This window comes from Vibrio sp. L85 (assembly GCF_963871815.1).
GTDB classification, from domain to species: domain Bacteria; phylum Pseudomonadota; class Gammaproteobacteria; order Enterobacterales; family Vibrionaceae; genus Vibrio; species Vibrio harveyi.
In genome coordinates, this window is the sequence record NZ_CAWMYL010000116.1 from 1 (window position 1) to 24,223 (window position 24,223).

Genomic DNA, 24,223 nt, shown 5'->3' on the forward strand with positions numbered 1-24,223 from the left:
CAGATTTACAGTCTGCTCCCTTTGGCCACTCGGGAACCCCTCCAGGGTATTTTTATACTTAAGAATGTTTTCCCAACACATCTCTCAAGTGCGGAGCGCATCATAGCAAACTCGCTCAAGCTGTAAAGCGTTTTTCTTACGTTTTTAAGTTGAATGCTGCCTTTTTGGGCAAAGATGGTAGAAAGTCAGCGTTTTGTATGTCGTTTATACAAAAGAGAAACTGACTTTTTACTTGAATTTACACTACTTGACGTTAGGCGTCGTATCAACTGATAAACTGTAATCAGTTTAATGACATAAGTTTATCTGTTTAGTAGTCAAAATTATGAGTATGAGAGCCACTTTATCCGTTCTAACGCTTTCTATTTTAATGGCATCACCTGGGGCTTTTGCTGCAAAACGTGGTCCATCGACGGTTACGGTCGTAACTGAACAAGTAGAGACGCATCAAATCAACCAATCTCTATCATTGATTGGTAAGCTAGAAGCTGCCCAATCAGTGATTGTTGCTTCTGAAGTTGCTGGCAAGGTAAAAGATATCCCCGTAAAAGCCAATCAAAACGTTCAACAAGATCAGCTGCTCATTCTACTAAATGATGACAAAGCGCAAGCAGCATTAGTAGAAGCAAAAGCTTACCTAAAAGATGAACAGCGTAAGTTAAAAGAGTTTCAGCGTTTGGTGAAACGTAATGCCATTACTCAAACGGAAATTGATGCGCAAAAAGCAAGCGTAGAGATTGCGGAAGCGCGTCTAGATGCAGCAAAAGCTAACCTAGCGGATCTAAATATCAGTGCACCTTTTGCCGGTACGGTTGGTTTTATCGATTTTAGTCGAGGAAAAATGGTCAGTGCAGGCTCTGAGTTGCTGACGTTAGATGACTTGTCCGTAATGGAACTGGATCTGCAAGTACCTGAGCGTTACCTATCGATGTTATCTGTTGGTATGGAGGTTCACGCGACTACCAGCGCTTGGAGCGGTGTTGATTTTGTCGGTAAAGTCACAGGCATCGATACTCGTATCAGTGCAGAAACGTTGAACTTACGTATTCGTATTGAATTCGATAACCCAGAAAACCATCTGAAGCCGGGCATGCTTATGAATGCGTCTTTGGCATTCCCTGCGATTGAAGCACCAATTATCCCAGTTCAAGCGCTGGAATATTCCGGAACGAAGCGGTTTGTGTATGTTATTGATGAAGACAACAAAGCGCAGCGTCAAGAAGTGTTCTTGGGGGCGCGTGTCGATAATGAAGTGGTGATTGAATCTGGTGTAGAGATTGGCGACAAGATTGTCGTGCAAGGTATTGTGAACATGCGCGATGGCGTCGAAGTGAAAGAAATCATCGCACCAGGAAAAGCGAAAACTGCGAATGCAACCAGTGAGCAGGGCGCGCAAGACGAAGCGGCTAAGGAAGCAAATTAATGTTACTTTCTGACGTTTCCGTAAAACGCCCTGTTGCGGCGCTGGTATTAAGCATGCTGCTATGTGTATTCGGCTTTGTGTCGTTTACCAAACTTGCAGTGCGTGAAATGCCAGATATCGAAAGTCCAGTTGTATCGATCAGCACTCGTTATGAAGGCGCTTCTGCAACCATCATTGAAAGCCAAATTACTTCGGTACTGGAAGATCAACTTTCGGGCATCAGTGGAATTGATGAAATTAGCTCCACTACACGCAACAGCATGTCGCGTATCACCATCACTTTTGAATTGGGTTATGACCTTAATACCGGCGTAAGTGATGTTCGTGATGCGGTAGCTCGAGCACAGCGTTCGTTGCCAGATGAAGCTGATGATCCTGTTGTTTACAAAAACAATGGTTCTGGTGAAGCTTCTCTCTATATTAACCTCAGCTCATCAGAGATGGACCGCACACAATTGACGGATTATGCCGAACGTGTGCTTATGGACCGTTTCAGTTTGATCTCGGGTGTTAGTTCTATCGATCTGTCTGGTGGTTTGTACAAAGTGATGTACGTGAAACTCAAACCAGATCTGATGGCAGGACGTTCGGTTACTGCCTCTGATATTACAGCAGCGCTTCGTAGTGAAAACTTAGAAAGTCCGGGTGGTGAAGTTCGAAACGATTCGACAGTGATGTCAGTGCGAACTGCCCGTACATACAACACGCCAGAAGATTTCCAATACCTTGTGGTGAAACGTGCAAGTGACAACACGCCTATTTACCTAAAAGACGTGGCTGATGTGTTTATCGGTGCAGAAAACGAAAACTCGACCTTTAAGAGTGATGGTGTCGTGAACATCAGTTTGGGGGTGGTGCCTCAATCAGATGCGAACCCTTTAGAAGTTGCGCAGGCTGTACGTTCTGAAGTGGATAAAATCCAGAAGTTTTTGCCAGATGGGACTCGTCTAGCTATTGATTATGATGCCACTGTCTTTATCGAACGTTCGATCGATGAGGTCTACAGTACACTCTTTATTACGGGTGGTCTGGTAATTCTGGTTTTGTACATCTTTATCGGTCAAGCACGAGCAACGTTGATTCCTGCGGTGACGGTACCAGTGTCACTGATTTCATCATTCATCGCTGCCTACTATTTTGGTTTCTCTATTAACCTCATTACCTTGATGGCGTTGATCCTGTCTATTGGTCTGGTTGTGGACGATGCAATCGTAGTAGTAGAGAACATCTTCCACCATATTGAACGTGGTGAATCACCATTATTGGCGGCTTACAAAGGTACGCGTGAAGTAGGTTTTGCTGTTATCGCCACAACGTTAGTTCTTGTGATGGTATTCCTGCCGATCTCCTTTATGGATGGCATGGTCGGTTTGCTGTTTACTGAATTCTCAGTTTTGTTGGCAATGTCGGTGATCTTCTCGTCCTTAATTGCTTTGACGCTTACTCCTGTTTTAGGCAGTCAAATTCTAAAAGCGAACGTGAAACCAAACCGATTTAATCAAGCCGTTGATAAGCTGTTTGCGAAATTGGAAGCAGGTTATCGTACAGCGCTGCGCGGTGCGTTGAAAGTCCGCTGGGCTGCACCTTTGGTTATTATCGCGTGTATGGGTGGCAGTTACTTCTTGATGAATCAAGTGCCTGCACAGTTAACTCCGCAAGAGGACCGAGGCGTGATCTTTGCCTTTGTTCGTGGTGCTGATGCAACTTCCTATAATCGTATGTCAGCGAACATGGACATTGTAGAAGATCGCTTAATGCCGTTACTAGGGCAAGGATTCTTGAAATCGTTCAGTATCCAAACACCAGCATTCGGTGGTCAAGCGGGTGACCAAACGGGTTTCGTTATCATGATTCTGGAAGACTGGAACGAACGTGATGTCACAGCTCAAGATGCGTTGAATCAAGTTCGCAAATCACTGGCAGGTATTCCTGACGTTCGTGTCTTCCCATTCATGCCGGGTTTTCGTGGTGGATCGAGCGAACCAGTGCAGTTTGTCTTGGGCGGATCGGACTACGATGAGCTATTAGTCTGGGCAGAAATGCTCAAGAACAAAGCTGAAGAATCACCAATGATGGAAGGCGCTGAAATCGATTATTCAGAGAAAACGCCAGAGCTATTGGTGTCTGTCGACAAACGCCGCGCGGCTGAACTTGGCGTAAGTGTTCAAGACATTTCTGAAACTCTGGAAATCATGCTTGGTGGTAAAAGTGAAACGACTTATGTTGACCGTGGTGAAGAATATGATGTTTACCTTCGAGGTGATGAAAATAGCTTCAATAACGCGGCTGACTTAAGCCAGATTTACTTGCGCACTACCAGCGGTGAGCTAGTGACTTTAGATACGGTGACTAAGGTAGAAGAAGTGGCTGCATCGATTCGTTTGTCCCACTATAACAAACAGAAATCCATCACCATTACTGCCAATTTATCAGAAGGCTACACTTTAGGTGAGGCGCTTGACTTCTTAGACCAAGAAGCGATTGATAACCTGCCGGGTGATATTTCAGTGAGCTATTCTGGTGAGTCAAAGGATTTCAAAGAGAACCAAGCCAGTGTTGCAGTTGTATTTGCCTTGGCATTGTTAGTTGCATATCTCGTATTGGCGGCACAGTTCGAAAGCTTCGTCAACCCTCTAGTGGTAATGTTCACTGTGCCGATGGGGGTCTTTGGTGGCTTCCTTGGTTTGGTAGTGATGAGCCAAGGGATGAACATCTACAGTCAGATCGGCATGATCATGTTGATCGGTATGGTAACTAAGAACGGTATCTTGATCGTTGAGTTTGCTAATCAGTTACGTGACCGTGGCATTGAATTTGAAAAAGCGATTACTGATGCGGCAGCTCGTCGTCTACGTCCGATCATGATGACTGCATTCACAACACTTGCCGGTGCGATTCCTTTGATCATGTCGACAGGCGCGGGTTATGAAAGCCGTGTGGCTGTCGGTACGGTTATCTTCTTCGGTATGGGCTTTGCGACATTAGTGACACTGTTTGTTATCCCTGCGATGTACCGATTGATCTCTGCGAAGACACGTTCACCTGGTCATGTAGAGGCTGAGTTGAACAAAGCGCTAAGCCACGACACAAAAGGACGTATTGCTCATCCATAAGGTGTTACCGCTAAGACGTTGAATATAAAAGCCGAACAATTTTTGTTCGGTTTTTTTATATTTTCCGCTTGGCTATTTATAGATCTAATGATAATTATTGGTTATTATTTCGCCACTTCTTCGAGGGGCACAGGACTCGCTCATCGTGTTTGACCGAATGATGGGTCTTGGCAGGCAATGTATCTGAGGATTAATACTTTGGCTGGCGTTACTATTGAGGTGTTCCCTTGAAAAAATTCCGTGGCAGTTACATGGTTGAGATGGTTTTAGTTGCTGGTGCAATGGCGCTATTAGCGACAACTGCATTACCGCAGTTAACAGGCGCGATTCAAGATCGCCAAGAAAACATTTTGACCTCATTGGATGCGGGTCAAGGCAGTAGTCATGTGAAGCAAGACACCGCTGGTCAGTTTTCTGAACAATAAGTTGCTTAGTGACTCCGTGCAATAAATTCAAAAAAGCCGAGGTAATGACCTCGGTTTTTTTGTCTTCAATTCTGAACGTAATATAAGCTTGGGAAAGTCTGATTAAAAGCGTTTACCTAAGCTTACTTGGACACCTTCATAGCTGTCATAAAAGTTATCAAAGCCCATATCTGCCACATTGTAGATGTACTCAGCACGAAGCCAAATATCTTTACTCATGTCCCAGTGAATACCTGCACCAACGTTGAATAGCGCGCCAGAGTCATCGGTGACTTTTTGAACATCAGGAATGTACATTTCTGCTTGAGTACCCAATGCGGTCACGCGACCAAATAGTGACAATGGTGTATCACCCAAGTTATCGCTTGTTAGTACGGCTGACATACCTGCTTGGTAGTAATGAAGGTCTAAGTCTGTCTTAAGAGAATCATTCTTAAGTTCATTTTGTGAATAACGCAACACACCCTCAAACGCAAGGTATTGGTTTACGTTGTAGCCCCAGCCAATTGTAATATGAGGTGTTGACCAACCACTGTCTCGATCAGAACCAAAGTCCGGCGTGTCGAAGCCCACATTACCAGTTCCAAGGTACAAATAAGATTGGTGAGTTTGTTCTTGAGTAGCGAAAGTTGGCAGACTCATGGTCAATGCAGATAATAATAGGATGGCGTTTTTCATAACTTGGCGATAACCTTTGTGAAAGACCGTTTTTAGAATTAGTATTAATTTAATCAATAAGATAACTGGCAGTTATCATATCAGTCTTTTGGGTGAGTGCGTGGTTTTAGAGGGAAATTTGTTGTAATGACGCAAATTTTAGACTCATCACGCTCACTCATTTCTATGCTATGAACTGCGAGAGAAATAAAAGGAAAGTAAAGTGGCTGAATTCAAGTACAAAAATCTAACCCAAGAAGAGCAAGACAAGCTTGATGCAGCGACATTTCGTCGCCTATTGGCTCACTTGGATGAAAATAAAGACGTGCAAAACATTGATCTCATGATCCTTGCTGGTTTCTGCCGCAATTGCTTTAGCAAATGGTATAAAGCAGAAGCTGAAGAACTAGGTGCGGATATCGATATCGATGATGCTCGTGAGCGTGTCTATGGCATGACTTACGATGAATGGAAACAGAACCACCAACCTAAAGCAACGCCAGAGCAATTGGCTGCATTTGAAGCACGCCAGAAGAAGTGATTTTTCTGTATTAAGCAGATAAAAAAACAGCCCGCTGATTGAGCGGGCTTGTTTCTTTATTTGGCGTCTGAGTTTTACTCAGTGATTGGACCGCAACATGCTGGTTCAACGCAACCTTTTGACTGAATAATTTCAAGCTGTGTTAGGTAAGGTTGAATGTCACCGATGTTTTCTTTTACCCAATCCGTGTTGTAGTAAGTATCTAGGTAACGTTCACCAGAGTCACACAGAAGCGTTACGATAGAGCCAGTCTCACCCCGTTGTTTCATCTCACATGCAAGCTGAAGAACACCATATAGGTTGGTGCCTGTCGACGCGCCAACTTTACGACCAATTAAGCCAGACAGCCAATGTGCTGTTGCTACGCTTGCTGCATCAGGAATTTTGCGCATTTCGTCTACCACACCTGCGATAAAGCTAGGCTCTACTCGTGGACGACCGATACCTTCAATCTTGCTGCCGTTTTCGCCTTTAATCTCTGCGTTGCCAGACTGGAAGTAGTCATAGAATACCGAGTTATCTGGATCAACCACACACAGTTTTGTGTCGTATTTTTGGTAACGAATAAAGCGACCAATGGTTGCCGACGTACCACCTGTACCTGGGCTCATTACAACCCAACTTGGGATTGGATGATCTTCCAACTCCATTTGGCTAAAAATAGAGTTCGCAATATTGTTATTACCACGCCAGTCAGTTGCGCGCTCAGCGTAAGTAAATTGGTCCATGTAGTGACCGTTTAGCTCTTTCGCTAGTCGACGAGACTCATCGTAAATTTGGTCTGAACGGTCAACAAGGTGCGCTTTGCCGCCGTAGAATTCGATTTGTTCAATTTTCTTGCGTGCCGTCGTTTTTGGCATCACCGCAATAAATGGTAAGCCAAGAAGACGAGCGAAGTACGCTTCAGAAACCGCTGTACTGCCTGATGATGCTTCGATCACCGTGGTTTCTGGACCAACCCAACCATTACAAATCGCGTAAAGGAACAGCGAGCGTGCCAAGCGGTGCTTTAGTGAGCCTGTCGGGTGGGTGCTTTCATCTTTTAAGTAGATATCGATGCCTTCCAAAGAAGGTAGATCTAACTTGAATAAGTGGGTATCTGCTGAGCGTTGAAAGTCTGCTTCGATTTTGCGTACAGCATTGTTGATCCAGTTGTGGTCAGTACACATAACATGACTCCTCGAAATTCTGTAGGGTAGTTGTTTTTGTCTATAGGGATAATCTACCTATAACTGCAGAGAAAAACTTTGCTATTATTGTTCTGTTATTTATCAAAAGTAGAAAAATTTTCTACATTAAAGGGTTTTTATAGTAATGGGCTTAGATAAAATCGATAAGCAGTTGCTTTCTTTCCTCCAAAATGATGGAACCTTGTCATTAAATGACTTAGCTGAGCGAGTTAATCTGACGACCACGCCTTGCTGGAAGCGTTTAAAAAAGCTAGAAGATGAAGGCTATATTGAAAAGCGTGTCGCGCTACTGAGTGCGGAGAAGTTAGACTTATCCTTCATTGCGTTTGTGCAGCTCAAAACCAGTGATCACTCAGAAGGGTGGTATAACCATTTTGTGACGACCGTAAGTGATTTCCCTGAAGTGATGGAGTTCTATCGCATGGCAGGAGAATACGACTATATGATGAAAGTGGTCGTCAAAGACATGAAGTGTTTTGATGAGTTCTATAAACGATTGGTGAACAGTGTAAAAGGTTTATCCAACGTAACATCAACCTTTGCTATGGAACCGATAAAGTACACTACTGAGCTACCAATTTATGGCGTTTAATTTCTCTTTCACATCTCCGTGAGCGCCTTTTTAGGCCTCACTTCTTTTACCTCTCACAATTATTAGCACCTCAAAGTGTGATTTGGTGCTTATATTTTAACCTGTTGAAAATCCAATATTTATTATCGCTAATTTAATAACTTAACGTAAGGTAAACGTTTGCTTGCCTTTTCTTTTTGCAAGTTTTCGAAAATTGTCGGCAATTTATGGATTTTGTGAATGTATTTCGGGGTTGATGGGTATGAAATTAATCCAAAAGAGGGGTGGTGATTAATAAAACATCGTATTATTATCGCGCTAAATTCCTGATGTAAGAAATTATTACAAAAAATGAAAAGATATTATTTTCTCTTGTTTTTCGCTGCTGTTCTTGCAGGCTGCGGTGGGGGGGGCGGTGATTCCAAACCCGATAATTCAAACTCTTCAACTCAAACGACCAAGCAAAGCCGTGCTCAGTTGAAGGTGGAAGACACAACGTTTACTTTTGATCGTGTTGGAAACGTTGTTAAAACCAAGATGAGTAACGTAAAGGGTACGATCACATACAAAATCCTCTCTTCAACACCTTCGAATGTGGTCCAAGTCGATGATTCCGGGCAATTGCAAATTTTGCGTCCTGGTATTGCGAAAGTAAAAGTGATTGATAATAGCTCGACTTATGAGTCTTCTGAGGCAGAGTTCACTGTGACAGTGAACAAAGGCACTAACCCTGATTTAGTGGTCAACGAACTCAATTTGAACGCATTGAATAAAGATGGTGAGTTATTGGTTGTTCGTGGTCAGCGAGGGCAAATAAGCTTCGAAGTGGTCGATGGTGATGAGCACTTGGTTCGCGTAGACCAAAATGGTCGCGTGTATGCTATTGGAGCGCAAGGTCAAGCGCGAATCCGTATTCACGATACGGGAGATGATTATTACCAAGCGCGCGATATTTATGCCAATGTCCATGTTTTCCAAGTTGGTGCTGAACAATTACAGTTTGCGCCTCTAAGTCCTGTTTATAGGGAAGGTTTAACACTAGAACCAGTTCGACTGGATGACGTCGAAACTGAGAGTCTTACGTTTAAGCTTGCTGACAGTAGCGTCCAATCCGATGTTGTTGAAATTCTTGATAAGAACACCGGTTTACTGTTGATTCATAACGCAGGGCAGGTCGAAATAGAGGCGACGGCAACATACAGCCAAGGTTTTGTTCAACAACAACAAACAGCCCGTTTTGTGGTGAACGTTGCCAAAGGTAAGCGTCAGCCGCTCCACTCTGTCAATATCGCAGCAAACTACAGTGCTAACCAATCGCTGTATCCTCTCGTTAGCAATGCAAAGGGCGACTACTATTTTGATGTGGCTGAAGGACAAGATGTTGTTCGTGTATCTCAAAATGGAGACGCTCTGATCATACAAGGTGTCGGTCAAGCAAAAATCGACATTATTGAGCGAGAGATACGCAATTTTCCTAATACGCAAACTCAAATCACGGTTGATATTGCTCCAGCACCGCACCCAGGCATGGAAGATGTTGCAATTGCTCTCACCTATCAAGATGAGTTAACGGTTCCACTGCAGTTTGCTGGTCAGAAAGGCAAACTCAGATTAGTTGATTCTATTCCTGAAGGGCTGCAAATTGCTGCTGGTAAAATTTATGTAAATCGAGCTGGCAGTTACACGCTACGTTTTGAAGATGATGGTGGTGAGTATTATCAATCGACTCAGTTTGACGTCGTTCTTAGTGTCGCCAAGGCTCAAGGCTCAGCCATGCCGGTGAAAGACTATGAGGTTGTATACAGCAAAAATCATCAGTTCCGGTTATTACGTGATTTTGGGTTGCTCGCTTCTGGTGATGGAATTGAAGTTCTCGATAATACCCAGCCGAGTGTTGCTGATGCCATCGCGAATGGTCTGGTTCACGTGTATAAAGCGGGTGTGACAACCTTAACGTTACGTCGTAAAGAGAGTCAGAACTATACCGCGGGACCAGATCAAACGGTAACCTTCACCATATTGAGTGCACCGAGTCGAATCCAGATTAGCTCTGATGTCGAAGTTAATTGGAACGCGCTTAAACCATCGGTAGCCAAACCGACAATTTCTGGAGTGGTTGGTCAGGTCAGCTATGCGTTTGCTGAAGGTTCAGAAACCGATGTGGTTTCATTAGACCCTAACTCAGGTGAAATGCGAATTCTGAATGCTGGCAGCACAAGAATTGTCGTGTCTGATGTGGGCAATGAGCAATACTCCGCTGGACAAGCAAGCTTTGCTGTTACCGTTAAACCGATTGAGAGCCGTGCGACTATTACCTATCCACAAGCGACATATGGTCCTGGTGACAAGTTAAAACCTAATTTAAACGGTGATGGTGTCAAAGCTGAATATCGCTTGATCAACCAATCAGAACCGTCTGTAAAAATGGCTTCAAACAATGGCGAGTTAACGATACTGCATGCTGGAGATTACACGGTTGAAGCCACTCTGACAGGACGTAACTACCTAACTAAAAAGGTCAGCTATCAGGGGAAAATAGGCAAAGCCGATCACCCTGGTTTGTCTGTACTTCGTCAAGAGGTAGAGTTTGAACCCTTCAAAGAAGTGGTGCTAGATTTTGGTCGAGCAATTGGCGAACGCAGTTACGTACTACACAACACCAGACGCGAAAATATAGCGTCACTAGATCCTTCACGTGGTGTTATCACCTTAAAAGGCTATGATTCTAGTCGCTCTGTGCAAATTAATATTGCTGAGAAAGAAACTCGCGATTACAAAGAGATGCGTGACACTCCGGTAACAGTAGTACTCAACCTCTCTGCTTCTGGCGTAGCGGATAAGTACACACATTTAACAGGTGGTCAAACGGTCGTTGGTAGTGAATTGAATGCACAACAATTCGCTAATTTAAAAGAAAGTGAATTTGGTATTATGGGAGCGAGCTTCTTACGAGAGCCTACAGATACTGAATTGGTTGAGAATGGCGAAGGTAAAGTTGCCTTGTTGCAGATGAAACCTAAAGATAGTGATGACCTAATGGAGCGACGAGCTGTGTGGATGCATATTGCTCGTTTTGATGGCTGTCGTGCTGCATTATTGGATCCTAATGATCCTCGCCCATTTTTAGCGATCGACTATTCAGCGGAAGGTTATTGTAAAACCGGTGCAACCTTTCGTATGACTCGTTATTTGGTTATTGATGACAGCAAGCTTGAAAAAGGAACCAAATACGAGATGGTCAGCCCATTGATTCAGTACCGACGTGGACATCGCGAGTTTATGGCCACTAAGAAAGGGGGGCAATACGCGGAACCAGGTGTGATTTATGGTGAAGGTGAGTACGGTCCTCCAGACAGCTTGTACGAGTGGTCTGTTGTTACTTTTGAATATCAAAAAAACTAACTGACATAAAAAGGAGTGCATAAGCACTCCTTTTTAGTCCCAATTTGTGAGAAGAGCTATTTGGTAAAGCGCATCACACCTTCTTGAACGGCCGTTGCAACAAGATGACCTTGTTGGTTGTAGATTTCCCCACGAACTAGACCGCGAGTGTTACTGGCGGTTGGACTTTCAATTACATACAGCAACCACTCATCCATCTTAAACGGGCGGTGGAACCAGATAGAGTGATCGATGGTTGCCACTTGGAAGTTCGGAGTCATCAATGACACTTCGTGTGGATGAAGTGCCGTTGTTAGGAAGCCCCAATCCGACGCGTAAGCTAGGAGATATTGGTGAATCAGTTGGTTCTCTGGCATTTCTCCATTGGCGCGAATCCATAGGTACTGTTTCGCTTCAGTTTTCTTAGGTTTCAATGGGTTTACGATGTTGACTGGGCGAGTCTCGATAGGTTTTTCGCCACAGAATGTTTTGCGTAAACGCTCGGGTAAGAACTCTGCAATATGGCTGGCAAGCTCAGTTTCCGAAGGGAAATTCTCCGGTCCAGGAATATCTGGCATGGTGTTTTGATGATCAAAACCAGGAGCATCGCCATGATAAGACGCCGTTAGATAGAAAATAGGACGACCATTTTGAATCGCTTTGACTCGACGAGTACTAAAGCTGCGCCCGTCACGTAGGTTCTCTACGTCATAGATGATTGGTTTCTCTGGATCGCCAGGATAGAGGAAATAACTGTGAAACGAGTGCACTGTGCGTGCGTCCTCTACAGTGTAACGTGCAGCAGATAATGCCTGTCCAATAACCTGGCCACCGTAAACTTGAGGTAAACCTAGGTTCTCGCTTTGACCACGGAACAAGCCTTCTTCTAGTTTTTCGAGTTGTAGTAGGCTGAGCAATTCTCTTAGTGGTTTACTCATGATGTCTCCTCACCTTGTTTTTATTGCTGCTTCAATTATGAAACAAAATCAACTGTTTGATAATTTCTAACTTAGTCAAACTATTGTCAAATAGATAAGCGTACAGCAGACAGTTTAATAATCTCCCTCTATACTTAGCGCGAATTGATACACCCGTTGAGGAAACTATGAAAAAAACACTACTACTTGTTACTTCTTTACTATTCGGTGCTGCACTAGTGGGTTGCCAAACTTCTCAAACAACAGAAATGGAATCAGCTGAGGCGTCTATGAAGACAATTACAGGTACAGTGGCTTATCGCGAGCGTATTGCACTGCCTCCGCACGCAGTCGTTACGGTTGCGCTAGAAGATGTTTCTCTTGCGGATGCCCCAGCTAAAGTACTAGCAAAACAAACATTCGAGACAGAAGGTAAACAAGTACCTTTGGCATTTGAACTGAGCTACAACAGCAACGATATCAAACCAAACCACCGTTACAGCCTACGTGCTCGTATCGAAGTGGATGGTAAATTGCGTTTTATCAATGACACTAGCATTCCTGTCATTACAGATGCAGAACAAACGCACCAAGCAAACATTCGTCTTGTTGGTACTCGTTAATCGTTAGCCCAACTGATTGTTAAAATGGCAGCCATTAAGGCTGCCATTTGTATTTTCTGAGCGAGACTTTTCCAATCTCAGACACCTCAATTCCCTCAGCTTCAAGCTTTTGCTTTTGTCTTTCCAGATCGCGACCTTTCAACGAAATCTTCCCCTGACTATTTATGACACGAAACCATGGCAGTTTACTGCCTTCGGGTAGATTACCTAACGCTTTACCAACATGCCTTGCATAGCCCGGATAGCCAGCCATTTTGGCAATTTCACCATAAGTAGAAACACGTCCGGTGGGAATTTGGTGAATTACAGCAAAGATTTGCATTAAAAATTGGTCCATACTGAAAGTGTCCATTGTTGTTTACCAAGGAATGGTAATACACAAGACTTGTACTTCGCTATCAGTTCTTGCTCCTTAACATCATTTGTCGCTCATCTCTCTTCACCGCCTTTTATTGTTTCTTTTGTGAGCTTCAAGTGATCTCTCAGAGTAAGTTGGAAATACAAAAACAAGCTTATGCTTAGTTTACATATAGACCCGCTCAACGACTTTTAATGCCCAGTTTGACATGCCGTTGAGTTACCAAGTTGGTTGGGGAAGCCAGGAGGCGCTATGATTTTTTCGACACTTCAATTTCTTATTACGACTCTTCTTGCCGTGGTGTGTGCTCGTGCCATCAGTTTGAGCGAAGGAGAGATCCCCGTTCTCGCCTTAATGATTCCCGCACTGTGGATATTGCCACAAGGAGGAATTGCCGGTTTGATTCTGCTCGGTGCCATGACCGTTTATGGTGTCACTCTGTCGATGCAGCCGATTGCATTGTCAGTGGGCGTTTTGATCCTATTCCCACTATTAATGGTCGTGTTCTCACGTCGTAGTTCACTAGGCGTATTGCTTACCGCTGGTCTGATTGTATTGACCTTACAAGTAGGCATTATGGTGACACAACAAGCCGGGAAGCTTGATGGCTCTGCATGGTTGACAGTGGTACAAACCTTATCAGTGATAGTCATGTGGTGGGCAGCAAATCATTGGAAACCTTCAGAAAAACACAGTTGGTGGTCATTGCTGTTGTTGCTGCCACTGTGGTTAGCTGATTTGCCTTATGCTGTGCTTGTCGCACTAAGTATTACGGGAATTCTGGCTTCTATGGAGGCGTTAACTAAGATTCGAAATTCGATGCGTTGGGGTAAGTTGCTCTGCTGGACTTTGCCGACCGTAGGGTTCGCTGCATTAGTCGTTAGCCCAAACATTGAAGTACCAAACCCTGTCTTTGTTGTTTGGATTTGTTTGCTCGGAACGGCTTGGATGACGGACTACATCTTACGTAGTAGCGATGAGCAGGCAGAGTTATGAAATAGTTGTAGTCGCTCTGGGTAAATAGTGACCCGTGCGGCAGACTCTTGATTTGTTTATGAAATAATAGGCCGAATGTTATATGTTCGGCCTTTCATATTTATTGTGCATTTAATAATAAAAATTCAATCCTACCTTCAATATGTATGAAGGGTCCTTTTAGAAACGTTTGTCATGGTTAAAGTAGTTCAAAGGCTGTTGGTTTTTGCTTGCTTTCTATTGAGTTTGAGCCTCAAAGCAGAACCGGAACAAGCCCCTAATTATAAGGTAGCGACAGAGGCGGATGATGTCGTTACTCGCGTGTTATTTGACGCAGTAGCAGAACATTTTGGTGTTTCGATCCAGTACGTGAATTACTCGAGTTTCGACGCTATTTGGGATTCTGTTGCGAACGGTGAGAGCGACTTTGCTGCGAATATCACCTACACCTCAGAACGTGCACTGAAGTTCAGTTATTCACGTCCAACTAACATTGAATATACTTATCTGTATGGTTTGAATGACGCGACCTTAGGTGAAGCGAGTGTTGTTGGGGTACCAAAAGACACCATCTATGCAGAGCTTATTCAACAAAACTACCCTGAGTTGCTTCAAGTTCCTTATCAAGGGCATGAAGAAGCGGTGGCACTGCTACGTTCTGGTCAAGTTGATGGGGTAGTAGATGCTATCAATCAACTCAAACCTATGTTGCTAGAAGGCTTTGATGCCAAACTTCTTAATGACCAAATCTCCATCAAGCCTGTTTCTATTGTTAGCCAGAAAGGATCACATCTTGATGAGTTGTCGACGTTTGCCAATTTTATTCACGATGAATCGGTACAAAAGCATTTACGCGAACAAGTTGCGCTATATCAGTTTGAACTTCGACAGACAGCATTGCGTGAATCTATCAAACGACTGCCAATCGATTTAGAGCAGCCTCTTACTATCAAGTTTGAATCTATCTTTCCTTACGTGGTTTATAAAGAGGACGGCTCTATCGAAGGGATGACTGCAGACGTCGTAATGAAAAGCTGTAAAATTTTGGCTTTGAATTGTGTGGTTATCAGCAAGCCTGATGAAAGTTGGGAGTCCATGTACGCCCAATTTATCCAAGGTGAATTCGATTTATTAGCGCCACTGACCATCAGTCGAGAACGACGTGCTTTCAGTTACTTCCCTCAACCTCATTACCAACCAACGTCGGTTATGGTGAAACGCTTGGGCTACAAGCCCAACGTATATTCCCATGTTTCTCAGCTTATTTCTGAACGTATTGGTGTGGTAAAAGATGACTTTTTTGATCAAATGCTTACCCAAATGCTGCCATTAAAAGAACTCAAGCGATTTGATTCTCAGCAAGCAACATTAGATGCCTTGTTAGCCAGAGAGATTGATTACATTGCGATGGACACCGCAATGCTGAATCATTTCTTACGTTTGAGTGAGTTAATTCCAATTGAACAAGACGATGCGATTGGTGAGTTTTACGAATCGGAATTGTCGATAGGGTTAACAACCAATCAGCGTGGTGAAATTCTCGCCCCATACTTTAGTCGAGCAATCTCCATGCTAGATTTGGAGAAAATTGTTGCTCAGTATGACTTAAGACCAGATTGGCGAACCGCCTTAGAATATGAAGTTCGTTTGGCGACGCAGACTCAAGCTGTGTTTGTTTTTGTGCTGGTGTTTGCGGTTGGTGTCAGCTTGTACCTATACCGTCAATCAAACACTGACAACTTGACTGGATTGAGAAATCGACGCTCGTTACAACTTAAGTACCGACAGGGTGTACCAAAGGATCTTGCGGTCTTGTATCTCGATATTAACCACTTCAAGCAAATCAACGATACGTTTGGACATCGAGCAGGGGATAAAGTGTTGCAATTGCTGTCGCTCAAAATACATCGTGTGTGGGCGGGTAGAAGTTATCGTATTGGTGGTGATGAGTTTATTTTGCTTGGTTATCCTACTGAGGTTCAGTTAAGTCGAGCGGTTGAAGAGCTGAGTTCACTGGATGTCAAAGACGAACAATCTGATGGTTTGAATGTGGTAACTATTTCTGTGGGTGTTTCCGCCAAGCGAGAACGAAGCGTTAGTCTAGAGCAAGCGCTGCATTTAGCAGATGAAGATATGTACTCGAGCAAACAAGCTTCCCGGAATTGTAATGAAGCAAACCCTTGTATGGTTTAGCTTTAATAGACTGAATTGACCGAGTTTTGTCCAAACGGAAGTGAAAAGGACAAATTCGTCGCTTTAGCCCTTGCAATCCGAGAGGCGATGCTGAATAATCCTCACATCATTTGAGACAAGCTCTCAAAGCAAGAATTATGGGGCTCTGGTCCTCTCGCAACAATAGCTCGTGAACTCGGTCAGGTCCGGAAGGAAGCAGCCGCAGCGTGTGACTTGTGTGCCGGGATGTGGCTGGGGTCCCACCCTTTAAAAGCCTCGCTTATACAGCGGGGCTTTTTCGTTTTTATCTTCTGCACTTTAGAGCCATTCAATACCCTGATTTCTGTACCTATACCCAAGTTGCTTCAGTGACATGCTCCCGAAGGGCGAGTTGCCTTGGTTCGCATGCTTCGTTAACAATTTTCGATTTAGAACCACTAGATCTTCAAATTGTTGCCTCGCCTTCAAACCAAGTCATTCTCGCGGAACCAAGCATCTCGAGGTTACTTGGGTACACATGGACGAGCTTCATTCTATGGTAAGGAATCTAAAGTCGCGTTTTTCCCCGCGTTATTCATTTGTCCCAGAATATGCTCAGAAAATAAATATTCATTACCGATGAATGCAAGTCTTTATATTCTTACAGTGCTCGCATCATTATTTTCTGTTAGCAATTCTTTTATCTTCTCGTTCCTGTTTATTCGAATGGTTTGTCTGCTTGTTAGATTTGTTAGCAACCTTTAAGAAAATTAATCTGTAGAAAAATTACACTTTTCGGGAAATATGAAGTGTATTTTCCGTCTATTCGGGGTCTTATTCATGATCTTTTACACTTGTTTTATTTTTTGTATGACAAAATAAAATTGAGATTGATTGGGGTCAAAGATTCGTCCGCATTCGCCTTTTTCGGGGCTGAAAGTTAATTACAAGTATTCATTGGTTCGGGTAGGTTATTTTTACTCGCTGACATAACACTGAATAGATTCTTGATAAATATTCAAAATGAAAATAAACGGTGCAAAGGTGACGAGCGAGGTGATTTAACTCAATTCTATTCAGCGAATGCTTTTTATCAGTTTGAAATTGTACTGATGTCGCTTGAATGCTTTTTGGAGACCCCCATGACTAAAAAGTGGTTTACTGAGTCGGTTGAAGAAACACTGACTCAATTTAATGTATCAACTGAGCAAGGTCTGACTTCGGAAGAAGTAGAACAGCGTCAGGCTGAACACGGCAAAAATGAGCTACAAGAGCAAGAAGGCAAATCTGCGCTTGAGCTATTTCTACACCAATTTAAGAACCCATTGATCTTCATTCTGGGTATTGGTGCGATTGTTTCCTTCTTCACTGGTCACCTAGTTGATGCGATTGCCATCACTGTGATCATCTTCATCAATGCCATCATTGCATTTTGGCAAGAGTTTAAAGCTCAGAAGGGCATGGAAGCACTGCGAGAAATGGCAGCCCCAACCGCACAAGTTCGTCGTAATGGAGAATGGGTTGATGTCTTGGCGCGTGACATTGTGCCAGGCGATATCCTAAAGATTAATACGGGTGACATCCTCGCAGCGGACGTGCGTATCATCGAAGCGAACCGTCTCGCAGTAGATGAGGCTGCGCTTACTGGTGAGTCTGAGCCGGTTGATAAAATCGTCAAGGTGATTGAAGACGAAACCGTTGGTCTTGGTGATCAGCGTAATATGGGCTTTATGACCACGATTGTGACGACAGGTACAGGCTTAGGTGTAGTAGTCAGCACAGGCATGAAGACGGAAGTCGGTCATATTGCGGATATGATGGCAAACACCGAAGAAACCAAAACACCAATGCAAGAACGTATGGATACCATCGCGAAGACCTTGATGGTTGCGGCTTTGGGTGTGGTTGCTGTGGTTTGTGGTATCGGTCTTTACCATGGTATGCCTTGGCTCGAAATCCTCAACACGGGTATTTCTCTATCGGTAGCAGCAATTCCAGAAGGTCTACCAACGGTTATTTCAATTGTGTTGACCATGGGCTCAACACGTATGGTGAAGAACAACGCATTGGCGAAGCAGCTTTCTGCGATTGAAACGCTCGGTTCAACCACGGTTATCTGTTCGGATAAAACCGGTACGCTGACACAAAACCAAATGCAGGTAATGAAAGCGTACGATGCAAGTGGTCGTTACTGGGAAGTGTCGGGCAAAGGCTTTAGCCCTGAGGGGGAATTCAAACCTCTAGGTCATACGGTTGATGCAAAGCAAAGCCCAGAAATGATGAAAGGCTTGGTAGTTGCGACCCTGTGTAATGATGCGGAATACATCAAAGATGGTGATAATTCGTCAGTGCGTGGTAACCCAACCGAGGGTGCACTGATTGTTGCCGCGGCAAAAGCGGGTCTGGAACAATCAGACATGCTATCAACAGGCGGTTACTCTATCGTCGAGAAGTTCCCATTCGACTCTGCACGTAAGATGGCGTCAGTGATTGTTAAAGGACCTGATGGTAAGCACTTCCTCGCTATCAAAGGTGCGCCAGATGTGGTGTTGCGTAATGCCTCTGGTTTTATGGTTGATGGTGGTGAGCTACCAACAGCTCCAACCATGTCGACAGGTAGCCTTGCGTTAGCGGCAAGTCCAGCAGAAGAGGTCATCGCGAATTATGAAGCGGCAATTCAGGACTTCGCAGAGCAAGCGCTTCGTACTTTGGCGGTGGGTTACAAAGAGCTGACAGAGGATGACCTAAAGCGTGATCCTGCTGAGCTAGAGAAAGATGTGACCGTGCTTGGTTTGTATGGAATCATGGACCCACCGCGTCCAGAGGTTCGAGATGCAGTAGAGAGTTGTTACAACGCTGGCGTTCGCACGGTAATGATCACGGGTGACCATGCACTCACTGCAGCGGCAATTGCACGCGAAATCGGCATTATCCGCAGTGAAAAAGACTTGGTTATAACGGGAGCACAACTGGATGAAATGGACGATGAGGCATTGCGTAAGATTTGCCCGGAAGTGGCAGTCTTTGCCCGCGTGACGCCAGAGCACAAGCTGCGTATCGTTCAAGCTCAGCAGCACAACAATGAAGTGGCAGCGATGACGGGTGATGGCGTTAATGACGCTCCTGCCCTTCGTCGAGCTGACATTGGTGTTGCGATGGGTATTACCGGTACTTCGGTGGCCAAAGATTCAGGTGATTTGATCCTTCTGGATGACAACTTCAGTACGATCGTGAAAGCCGTGCGCCAAGGACGTCAGATCTTCGATAACTTGCGTAAGTTCATTCGCCAAGCACTGACAGCGAACGTGGGTGAAGTGTCGGTTATCTTATTTGCTTTCTTGATGATGGGACCTGAGGCGATTCTACCACTCACGCCATTGATGATTCTTTGGATTAACCTAGCCTCTGACGGCTTGCCTGCTTTGGCGTTGGGTGTTGAGCCAGAAGAGAAAGACTTGATGGAACGTAAGCCGCGCAAGCGTAACGAAAGTTTCTTCAGCGACCATCTTGGTACACGTATTGTGACGCGTGGTTTAGCATTAGGCGGAATGAGTTATTTGGCGTTCAACTGGGCATTGAGTAGCGGTCAAAGCGCTCAATATGCACAGACAATGGCATTCGCAATGTTGATTTTTGCCCAGTTATGGCACTTGTTTGATTCGCGTACGTTTAACTCGTTATATCGTAAGAACCCATTCACCAACAAATACCTACTGGGGGCAGTCGCAGTATCAGCAATGCTGTCTCTTGGCGTTATTTACACGAGTCTTGGTCAGCTTATCTTTAATACCGAGGCGCTGAGTGCTGGTCACCTATTTGGTGTGATATTAGTGTCTTCACTGCCGACGTTCATTTTGTCTGGTATCAAAGAGATGACGAAAACCAAAGTCGTTTAAGAATGGTGATGTCGATTCTTGCAGCATAGGGAAGCGACAGAGACCTAAAGCCCGCCGAGAGTGATAGCTTGGCGGGCTTTTCTTTTCTCTCAAGCAAGGCATCTCTTTAGCTGTGCGAAGGTTTACTCTATAATCCTCTCCGTTTTCATCTGGTACTTCACCAACTTTCATCTGGGATATTTTCATGATTTCAAAAAACCAACTAAAACTGCTGCGTGCTTTAGGTCAAAAGAAGCAGCGTAAAGCGCACGGCTTATTTCTGGTTCAAGGTGAAAAGAACGTACTGGAGTTAGCGAACAGCTCGCTCACGGTAAAGCAGATTTTTGCGACTGCTGAGTTTCTAGAGCAGCACAGCCAAGAACTAAACGGTTTCGAATGTATTGAAGCGTCACTTGATGACTTAACCAAGGCAAGTACCCTGGTCAGCAATAACGCAGCCATTGCTGTGGTTGAAATTCCAAACGTAACCGTACCTCAGGCAAAAGGCTTGATGATTGCGTTGGATGGCGTATCTGATCCGGGGAACCTAGGTACGATCATTCGCGTAGCAGACTGGTATGGTATCGAGCACATCATCGCGAGTACGGATTGTGCCGACCCATACAACCCAAAAACCATCAGCGCAACCATGGGTAGCTTTGGTCGTGTGCAAGTTAGCCTAGTGGATTTACCAAGCTACTTAGAAGAGGCAAACTTGCCTGTGTATGGTGCTTTTCTTGAAGGCGAGAGCGTGCACAAAACGGAATTCTCAGCAGACGGTATTTTGTTGATGGGCAGCGAATCTCATGGTGTGCGTGAAGCGGCGTCTAAATTTGTGACTGACAAGATTACTATTCCAGCATTTGGTGGTGCAGAGTCTCTAAACGTAGCAATGGCGACAGGTATTATTCTGGACAACATGCGTCGTCAACACAGCTAATCGCAGCAACGAATCATAGATACAAAAAAAGCGTAACGAGCCAGACTTTTTCAAGTTGAGGTTCATTACGCTTTTTTCGTTTTAATGCGCTTATTTTTCTAGCATGTCCAATTTATTTGGCACGCCGTTCCACTTTTCTGCTTCATCCATTGCTGGCTTCACTTCAGTTTGTACCGGCCAGATTTCTGCAAGTTCTGCGTTGAGCTCTTTGTAGATCACTTGATCTTCTGGTAGCTCGTCTTCTTGGAAGATGGCGGCTGCGGCACATTCATCCACGCACAAGCCACAATCGATGCATTCAATCGGGTTGATTACCATAAAGTTTGGACCTTCGTGGAAGGCATCAGCAGGGCATACCGCGACACAGTCAGTGTATTTACATTGGATACAGTTATCGGTTACGACAAACGCCATGATAATCAGCTCTTAAGTTAGTCAAAATTGAAGAATGGGGATAATACTCATCCCAAGGCAAAATTCAACATTCGCTACGTTAATTCCGCCGCGCAACTTGGATTTAGTATGACAGACAATTCAATTTCTCGTAAAATGCGCGCCATTGTGAGCTGACTGCTTTTTCACCCTTGATATTAACGAGGAGAAAATAGCAGTTCTGGCTAAGACACCTACCATAACGAGACATCACATGATTCGTATTAATGAAATTAAACTTCCTCTTGATCACGAGGAAGGCGCGCTATTGGACGCGATTACTAAAAAGCTTGGCATTGCTGCTGAGAAAGTTATCTCTTTTAATGTCTTTAGACGCGGCTACGATGCTCGTAAGAAAACCAATATTCATCTTATCTACACGCTAGACATCATCGTTGAAGGTGATGAAGAAGCGTTGCTAGCGAAATTTGAAAAAGACCCACACGTTCGCCAAACACCTGACATGGAATACAAGTTTGTGGCGAAAGCACCTGAGAACCTAACAGAGCGCCCAGTGGTGATCGGTTTCGGTCCTTGTGGTCTTTTTGCGGGTTTGGTTTTGGCTCAAATGGGCTTTAACCCAATCATCGTTGAGCGTGGTAAAGAAGTACGTGAGCGCACTAAAGACACGTTTGGCTTCTGGCGCAAGCGTACACTTAACCCAGAATCGAACGTACAGTTTGGTGAGGGCGGTGCAGGTACTTTCTCTGATGGTAAACTTTACAGCCAAGTGAAAGATCCAAACTTCTACGGTCGCAAAGTGATCACTGAGTTTGTTGAAGCTGGAGCCCCAGAAGAAATTCTATATGTAAGTAAGCCGCACATCGGTACCTTTAAACTGGTTACCATGATCGAGAAGATGCGCGCGAAAATCATCGAGCTAGGTGGTGAGATCCGCTTTAGCACTCGTGTTGACGATCTGCATATGGAAGATGGTCAAATCACAGGCGTAACGCTATCAAACGGTGAAGAGATCAAATCTCGTCACGTAGTACTAGCGGTAGGTCATAGTGCTCGTGATACCTTTGAAATGCTGCACGACCGTGGCGTTTACATGGAAGCGAAACCATTCTCTGTTGGTTTCCGTATCGAGCATAAACAGTCGATGATCGACGAAGCGCGTTTTGGTCCAAACGCAGGTCACCCAATTCTTGGTGCTGCAGACTACAAACTGGTTCACCACTGTAAGAATGGTCGTACGGTTTACAGCTTCTGTATGTGCCCTGGTGGTACGGTAGTTGCGGCAACTTCTGAAGAAGGTCGTGTAGTAACGAACGGCATGAGCCAGTACTCTCGTGCGGAGCGTAACGCGAACAGCGCAATCGTCGTCGGTATCTCACCAGAAGTAGATTACCCAGGCGATCCACTAGCAGGTATCCGTTTCCAACGTGAACTGGAATCGGGCGCTTACACACTTGGTGGTGAGAACTACGACGCACCAGCGCAGAAAATTGGTGACTTCCTGAAAGGTCGCGATCCAAGCGCACTGGGTGATGTTGAGCCATCGTTCACTCCGGGCATCAAATTGACTGACCTGTCAAAAGCGCTACCTGCATTTGCTATTGAAGCGATTCGTGAAGCGATTCCAGCATTCGATCGTAAGATCAAAGGTTTTGCATCAGAAGATGGTTTGCTTACAGGTGTTGAAACACGTACGTCTTCTCCAGTTTGCATCAAGCGTGGTAAAGACTTCCAGAGCATTAACTTAAAAGGTTTCTTCCCTGCGGGTGAAGGTGCCGGTTATGCTGGTGGTATTCTTTCTGCGGGTATTGATGGTATCAAAGTGGCGGAAGCCGTAGCGCGTGACATCGTAGCTTCACTGGAAAATGCATAATTTAGTCGCGTGATATAACGTCGAAAGCCAGCCCGATTATAGGCTGGCTTTTTTGTCTTTGCTGCATAGCTAGTTATTTCTCATTTAAATTTCTGAACGACTGGTTACTTATCCAACCTCTTCTCATGCTTTATATTCTCATGGTTACTTATCCAACCTCTTCTCATGCTTTATATTCTCATGGTTATTCATCGAGCTGAGGGCGGTGTTGATGGTATATAAATATGCAACTGAGCATCTATTGTTTTGTCTTATGTATTGATTCGATTAGAGATCGATAGACTAAATCTATGGATAAAATTGCTAATTTCCATTTAGTAAAATCAAGAAATTAGACGACACTTATCTTAAAGGCAGCAAAAATGTGCCGCTAAGGAGATAAGAATGCACTCACTAAAAGTTAAAGATTACATGACGTTACAGGCAGTGACTTTCACCAAGAACATGTCGTTGACGGCGGCTTTGGACAAGGTGATGCAAAGTGTTACTCTAGGTGGACCTGTTATCGACGAAAACGAGAAAGTCATTGGATTCCTTTCTGAACAAGACCTTTTGGACAAACTCGTTAAAGCCAGTTATCACTGTCAGGACACGCACACAGTAGAAGAGTGTATGCATGATGATGTTTTGTCTGTATCGCCGGATATGTCGATCATTGAGCTGGCCGACATGATGAAGATAGGCAAGCCAAAAATGTACCCTGTGGTAGATGATAAAGAGAAACTCGTCGGTGTGATTACAAGACGCGATGTGCTGAGAGCGATAGGAAAAACGCTGAACGAATGTTTCAAACACCCCGTTTAATAACAAAACAATA

At 44.4% G+C, this 24,223-nt stretch carries 18 protein-coding genes and 1 other RNA gene; 14 read left to right on the forward strand and 5 right to left on the reverse strand.

Features of this window, described 5'->3' with window-relative positions; genetic code table 11:
* The first annotated feature begins 325 nt into the window (after positions 1 to 325).
* The 3 genes from AACR11_RS12195 to AACR11_RS12205 all read left to right on the forward strand — a co-directional run bounded on the left by AACR11_RS12195 (position 326) and on the right by AACR11_RS12205 (position 4,961).
* Positions 326 to 1,423, forward strand: a complete 1,098-nt coding sequence (locus AACR11_RS12195) for an efflux RND transporter periplasmic adaptor subunit (protein WP_029789977.1) — start codon at positions 326 to 328, stop codon at positions 1,421 to 1,423.
* Positions 1,423 to 4,536: a multidrug efflux RND transporter permease subunit VmeF gene (vmeF, locus tag AACR11_RS12200; RefSeq protein ID WP_029789978.1), complete on the forward strand. Its 3,114-nt coding sequence runs from the start codon at positions 1,423 to 1,425 to the stop codon at positions 4,534 to 4,536. The genes AACR11_RS12195 and vmeF overlap by 1 nt, the downstream gene beginning before the upstream one ends.
* 227 nt (positions 4,537 to 4,763) lie before the next feature.
* The gene (locus AACR11_RS12205; protein ID WP_009698330.1) at positions 4,764 to 4,961 is read left to right on the forward strand and encodes a type II secretion system protein; all 198 of its coding nucleotides are present in this window, start codon (positions 4,764 to 4,766) and stop codon (positions 4,959 to 4,961) included.
* Between the two features lie 102 nt (positions 4,962 to 5,063).
* Here AACR11_RS12205 and AACR11_RS12210 read toward each other — a convergent pair whose 3' ends face one another.
* A complete protein-coding gene (locus AACR11_RS12210) occupies positions 5,064 to 5,639 on the reverse strand; it encodes a porin family protein (RefSeq protein WP_029789979.1) in 576 nt (191 codons plus the stop codon).
* 202 nt (positions 5,640 to 5,841) lie between these two features.
* On the opposite strand from AACR11_RS12210, the gene AACR11_RS12215 reads away from it, so the two are divergent.
* Positions 5,842 to 6,159: a DUF1244 domain-containing protein gene (locus tag AACR11_RS12215; RefSeq protein WP_005446621.1), complete on the forward strand. Its 318-nt coding sequence runs from the start codon at positions 5,842 to 5,844 to the stop codon at positions 6,157 to 6,159.
* Positions 6,160 to 6,233: 74 nt separating this feature from the next.
* Here the strand turns inward: AACR11_RS12215 and AACR11_RS12220 are convergent, their stop codons facing one another.
* On the reverse strand, positions 6,234 to 7,328 hold the full coding sequence (locus tag AACR11_RS12220) for a PLP-dependent cysteine synthase family protein (RefSeq protein ID WP_029789980.1): 1,095 nt from the start codon (positions 7,326 to 7,328) through the stop codon (positions 6,234 to 6,236).
* 145 nt (positions 7,329 to 7,473) lie between these two features.
* Between AACR11_RS12220 and AACR11_RS12225 the strand changes: the two genes are divergently transcribed.
* Together AACR11_RS12225 and AACR11_RS12230 are read left to right on the forward strand one after the other, a co-directional pair.
* Entirely contained in the window at positions 7,474 to 7,941 is a 468-nt protein-coding gene (locus AACR11_RS12225; RefSeq protein WP_017188345.1) for an Lrp/AsnC family transcriptional regulator, read from the forward strand.
* 330 nt (positions 7,942 to 8,271) lie between these two features.
* Complete coding sequence (locus AACR11_RS12230) at positions 8,272 to 11,322, forward strand: D-Tyr-tRNAtyr deacylase (RefSeq protein WP_079324755.1); 3,051 nt, start codon at positions 8,272 to 8,274, stop codon at positions 11,320 to 11,322.
* Positions 11,323 to 11,378: 56 nt separating this feature from the next.
* On the opposite strand, the gene tesB is transcribed toward AACR11_RS12230, so the two are convergent.
* Positions 11,379 to 12,239 (reverse strand): acyl-CoA thioesterase II, encoded by an 861-nt coding sequence (gene tesB / locus AACR11_RS12235; RefSeq protein ID WP_005446627.1) that lies wholly within the window; start codon positions 12,237 to 12,239, stop codon positions 11,379 to 11,381.
* Positions 12,240 to 12,406: 167 nt separating this feature from the next.
* Here tesB and AACR11_RS12240 point away from each other — a divergent pair, with 167 nt between their 5' ends.
* Entirely contained in the window at positions 12,407 to 12,841 is a 435-nt protein-coding gene (locus AACR11_RS12240) for a YbaY family lipoprotein (protein ID WP_005446628.1), read from the forward strand.
* A 34-nt stretch (positions 12,842 to 12,875) separates the two neighbouring features.
* On the opposite strand, the gene AACR11_RS12245 is transcribed toward AACR11_RS12240, so the two are convergent.
* Complete coding sequence (locus AACR11_RS12245; RefSeq protein WP_005446629.1) at positions 12,876 to 13,178, reverse strand: DNA base-flipping protein; 303 nt, start codon at positions 13,176 to 13,178, stop codon at positions 12,876 to 12,878.
* 273 nt (positions 13,179 to 13,451) lie between these two features.
* Here AACR11_RS12245 and AACR11_RS12250 point away from each other — a divergent pair, with 273 nt between their 5' ends.
* The 5 genes from AACR11_RS12250 (at position 13,452) to AACR11_RS12270 (ending at position 21,140) form a co-directional block, all read left to right on the forward strand.
* Entirely contained in the window at positions 13,452 to 14,195 is a 744-nt protein-coding gene (locus tag AACR11_RS12250; RefSeq protein WP_005446632.1) for a hypothetical protein, read from the forward strand.
* Between the two features lie 174 nt (positions 14,196 to 14,369).
* Positions 14,370 to 16,367 (forward strand): GGDEF domain-containing protein, encoded by a 1,998-nt coding sequence (locus tag AACR11_RS12255; protein ID WP_029789981.1) that lies wholly within the window; start codon positions 14,370 to 14,372, stop codon positions 16,365 to 16,367.
* Positions 16,368 to 16,510: 143 nt separating this feature from the next.
* Positions 16,511 to 16,607: signal recognition particle sRNA small type (gene ffs, locus AACR11_RS12260), an RNA gene on the forward strand.
* Between the two features lie 860 nt (positions 16,608 to 17,467).
* Positions 17,468 to 20,221, forward strand: coding sequence for a cation-translocating P-type ATPase (locus AACR11_RS12265; RefSeq protein WP_029789982.1), 2,754 nt, complete (start codon positions 17,468 to 17,470; stop codon positions 20,219 to 20,221).
* A 184-nt stretch (positions 20,222 to 20,405) separates the two neighbouring features.
* Positions 20,406 to 21,140, forward strand: a complete 735-nt coding sequence (locus tag AACR11_RS12270) for an RNA methyltransferase (RefSeq protein WP_005446638.1) — start codon at positions 20,406 to 20,408, stop codon at positions 21,138 to 21,140.
* A 90-nt stretch (positions 21,141 to 21,230) separates the two neighbouring features.
* On the opposite strand, the gene fdxA is transcribed toward AACR11_RS12270, so the two are convergent.
* Entirely contained in the window at positions 21,231 to 21,554 is a 324-nt protein-coding gene (gene fdxA, locus AACR11_RS12275; protein ID WP_005431654.1) for a ferredoxin FdxA, read from the reverse strand.
* Between the two features lie 232 nt (positions 21,555 to 21,786).
* Between fdxA and AACR11_RS12280 the strand changes: the two genes are divergently transcribed.
* Both AACR11_RS12280 and AACR11_RS12285 read left to right on the forward strand, forming a co-directional pair.
* Positions 21,787 to 23,406 carry an NAD(P)/FAD-dependent oxidoreductase gene (locus tag AACR11_RS12280; protein WP_005446641.1) on the forward strand — a complete coding sequence of 540 codons (1,620 nt, stop codon included), beginning with the start codon at positions 21,787 to 21,789 and terminating at the stop codon, positions 23,404 to 23,406.
* Between the two features lie 384 nt (positions 23,407 to 23,790).
* Positions 23,791 to 24,210, forward strand: coding sequence for a CBS domain-containing protein (locus tag AACR11_RS12285; protein ID WP_005446643.1), 420 nt, complete (start codon positions 23,791 to 23,793; stop codon positions 24,208 to 24,210).
* The last annotated feature ends 13 nt before the right edge of the window (positions 24,211 to 24,223 follow it).

Coding starts and splice junctions, on each gene's coding strand:
- AACR11_RS12195 (WP_029789977.1), top strand. CDS start 326: ATGAGTATGAGAGCCACTTTATCCGTTCTAACGCTTTCTATTTTAATG.
- vmeF (WP_029789978.1), top strand. CDS start 1,423: ATGTTACTTTCTGACGTTTCCGTAAAACGCCCTGTTGCGGCGCTGGTA.
- AACR11_RS12210 (WP_029789979.1), bottom strand. CDS start 5,639: ATGAAAAACGCCATCCTATTATTATCTGCATTGACCATGAGTCTGCCA.
- AACR11_RS12220 (WP_029789980.1), bottom strand. CDS start 7,328: ATGTGTACTGACCACAACTGGATCAACAATGCTGTACGCAAAATCGAA.
- AACR11_RS12225 (WP_017188345.1), top strand. CDS start 7,474: ATGGGCTTAGATAAAATCGATAAGCAGTTGCTTTCTTTCCTCCAAAAT.
- AACR11_RS12230 (WP_079324755.1), top strand. CDS start 8,272: ATGAAAAGATATTATTTTCTCTTGTTTTTCGCTGCTGTTCTTGCAGGC.
- tesB (WP_005446627.1), bottom strand. CDS start 12,239: ATGAGTAAACCACTAAGAGAATTGCTCAGCCTACTACAACTCGAAAAA.
- AACR11_RS12240 (WP_005446628.1), top strand. CDS start 12,407: ATGAAAAAAACACTACTACTTGTTACTTCTTTACTATTCGGTGCTGCA.
- AACR11_RS12245 (WP_005446629.1), bottom strand. CDS start 13,178: ATGGACCAATTTTTAATGCAAATCTTTGCTGTAATTCACCAAATTCCC.
- AACR11_RS12250 (WP_005446632.1), top strand. CDS start 13,452: ATGATTTTTTCGACACTTCAATTTCTTATTACGACTCTTCTTGCCGTG.
- AACR11_RS12255 (WP_029789981.1), top strand. CDS start 14,370: ATGGTTAAAGTAGTTCAAAGGCTGTTGGTTTTTGCTTGCTTTCTATTG.
- AACR11_RS12265 (WP_029789982.1), top strand. CDS start 17,468: ATGACTAAAAAGTGGTTTACTGAGTCGGTTGAAGAAACACTGACTCAA.
- AACR11_RS12270 (WP_005446638.1), top strand. CDS start 20,406: ATGATTTCAAAAAACCAACTAAAACTGCTGCGTGCTTTAGGTCAAAAG.
- fdxA (WP_005431654.1), bottom strand. CDS start 21,554: ATGGCGTTTGTCGTAACCGATAACTGTATCCAATGTAAATACACTGAC.
- AACR11_RS12280 (WP_005446641.1), top strand. CDS start 21,787: ATGATTCGTATTAATGAAATTAAACTTCCTCTTGATCACGAGGAAGGC.
- AACR11_RS12285 (WP_005446643.1), top strand. CDS start 23,791: ATGCACTCACTAAAAGTTAAAGATTACATGACGTTACAGGCAGTGACT.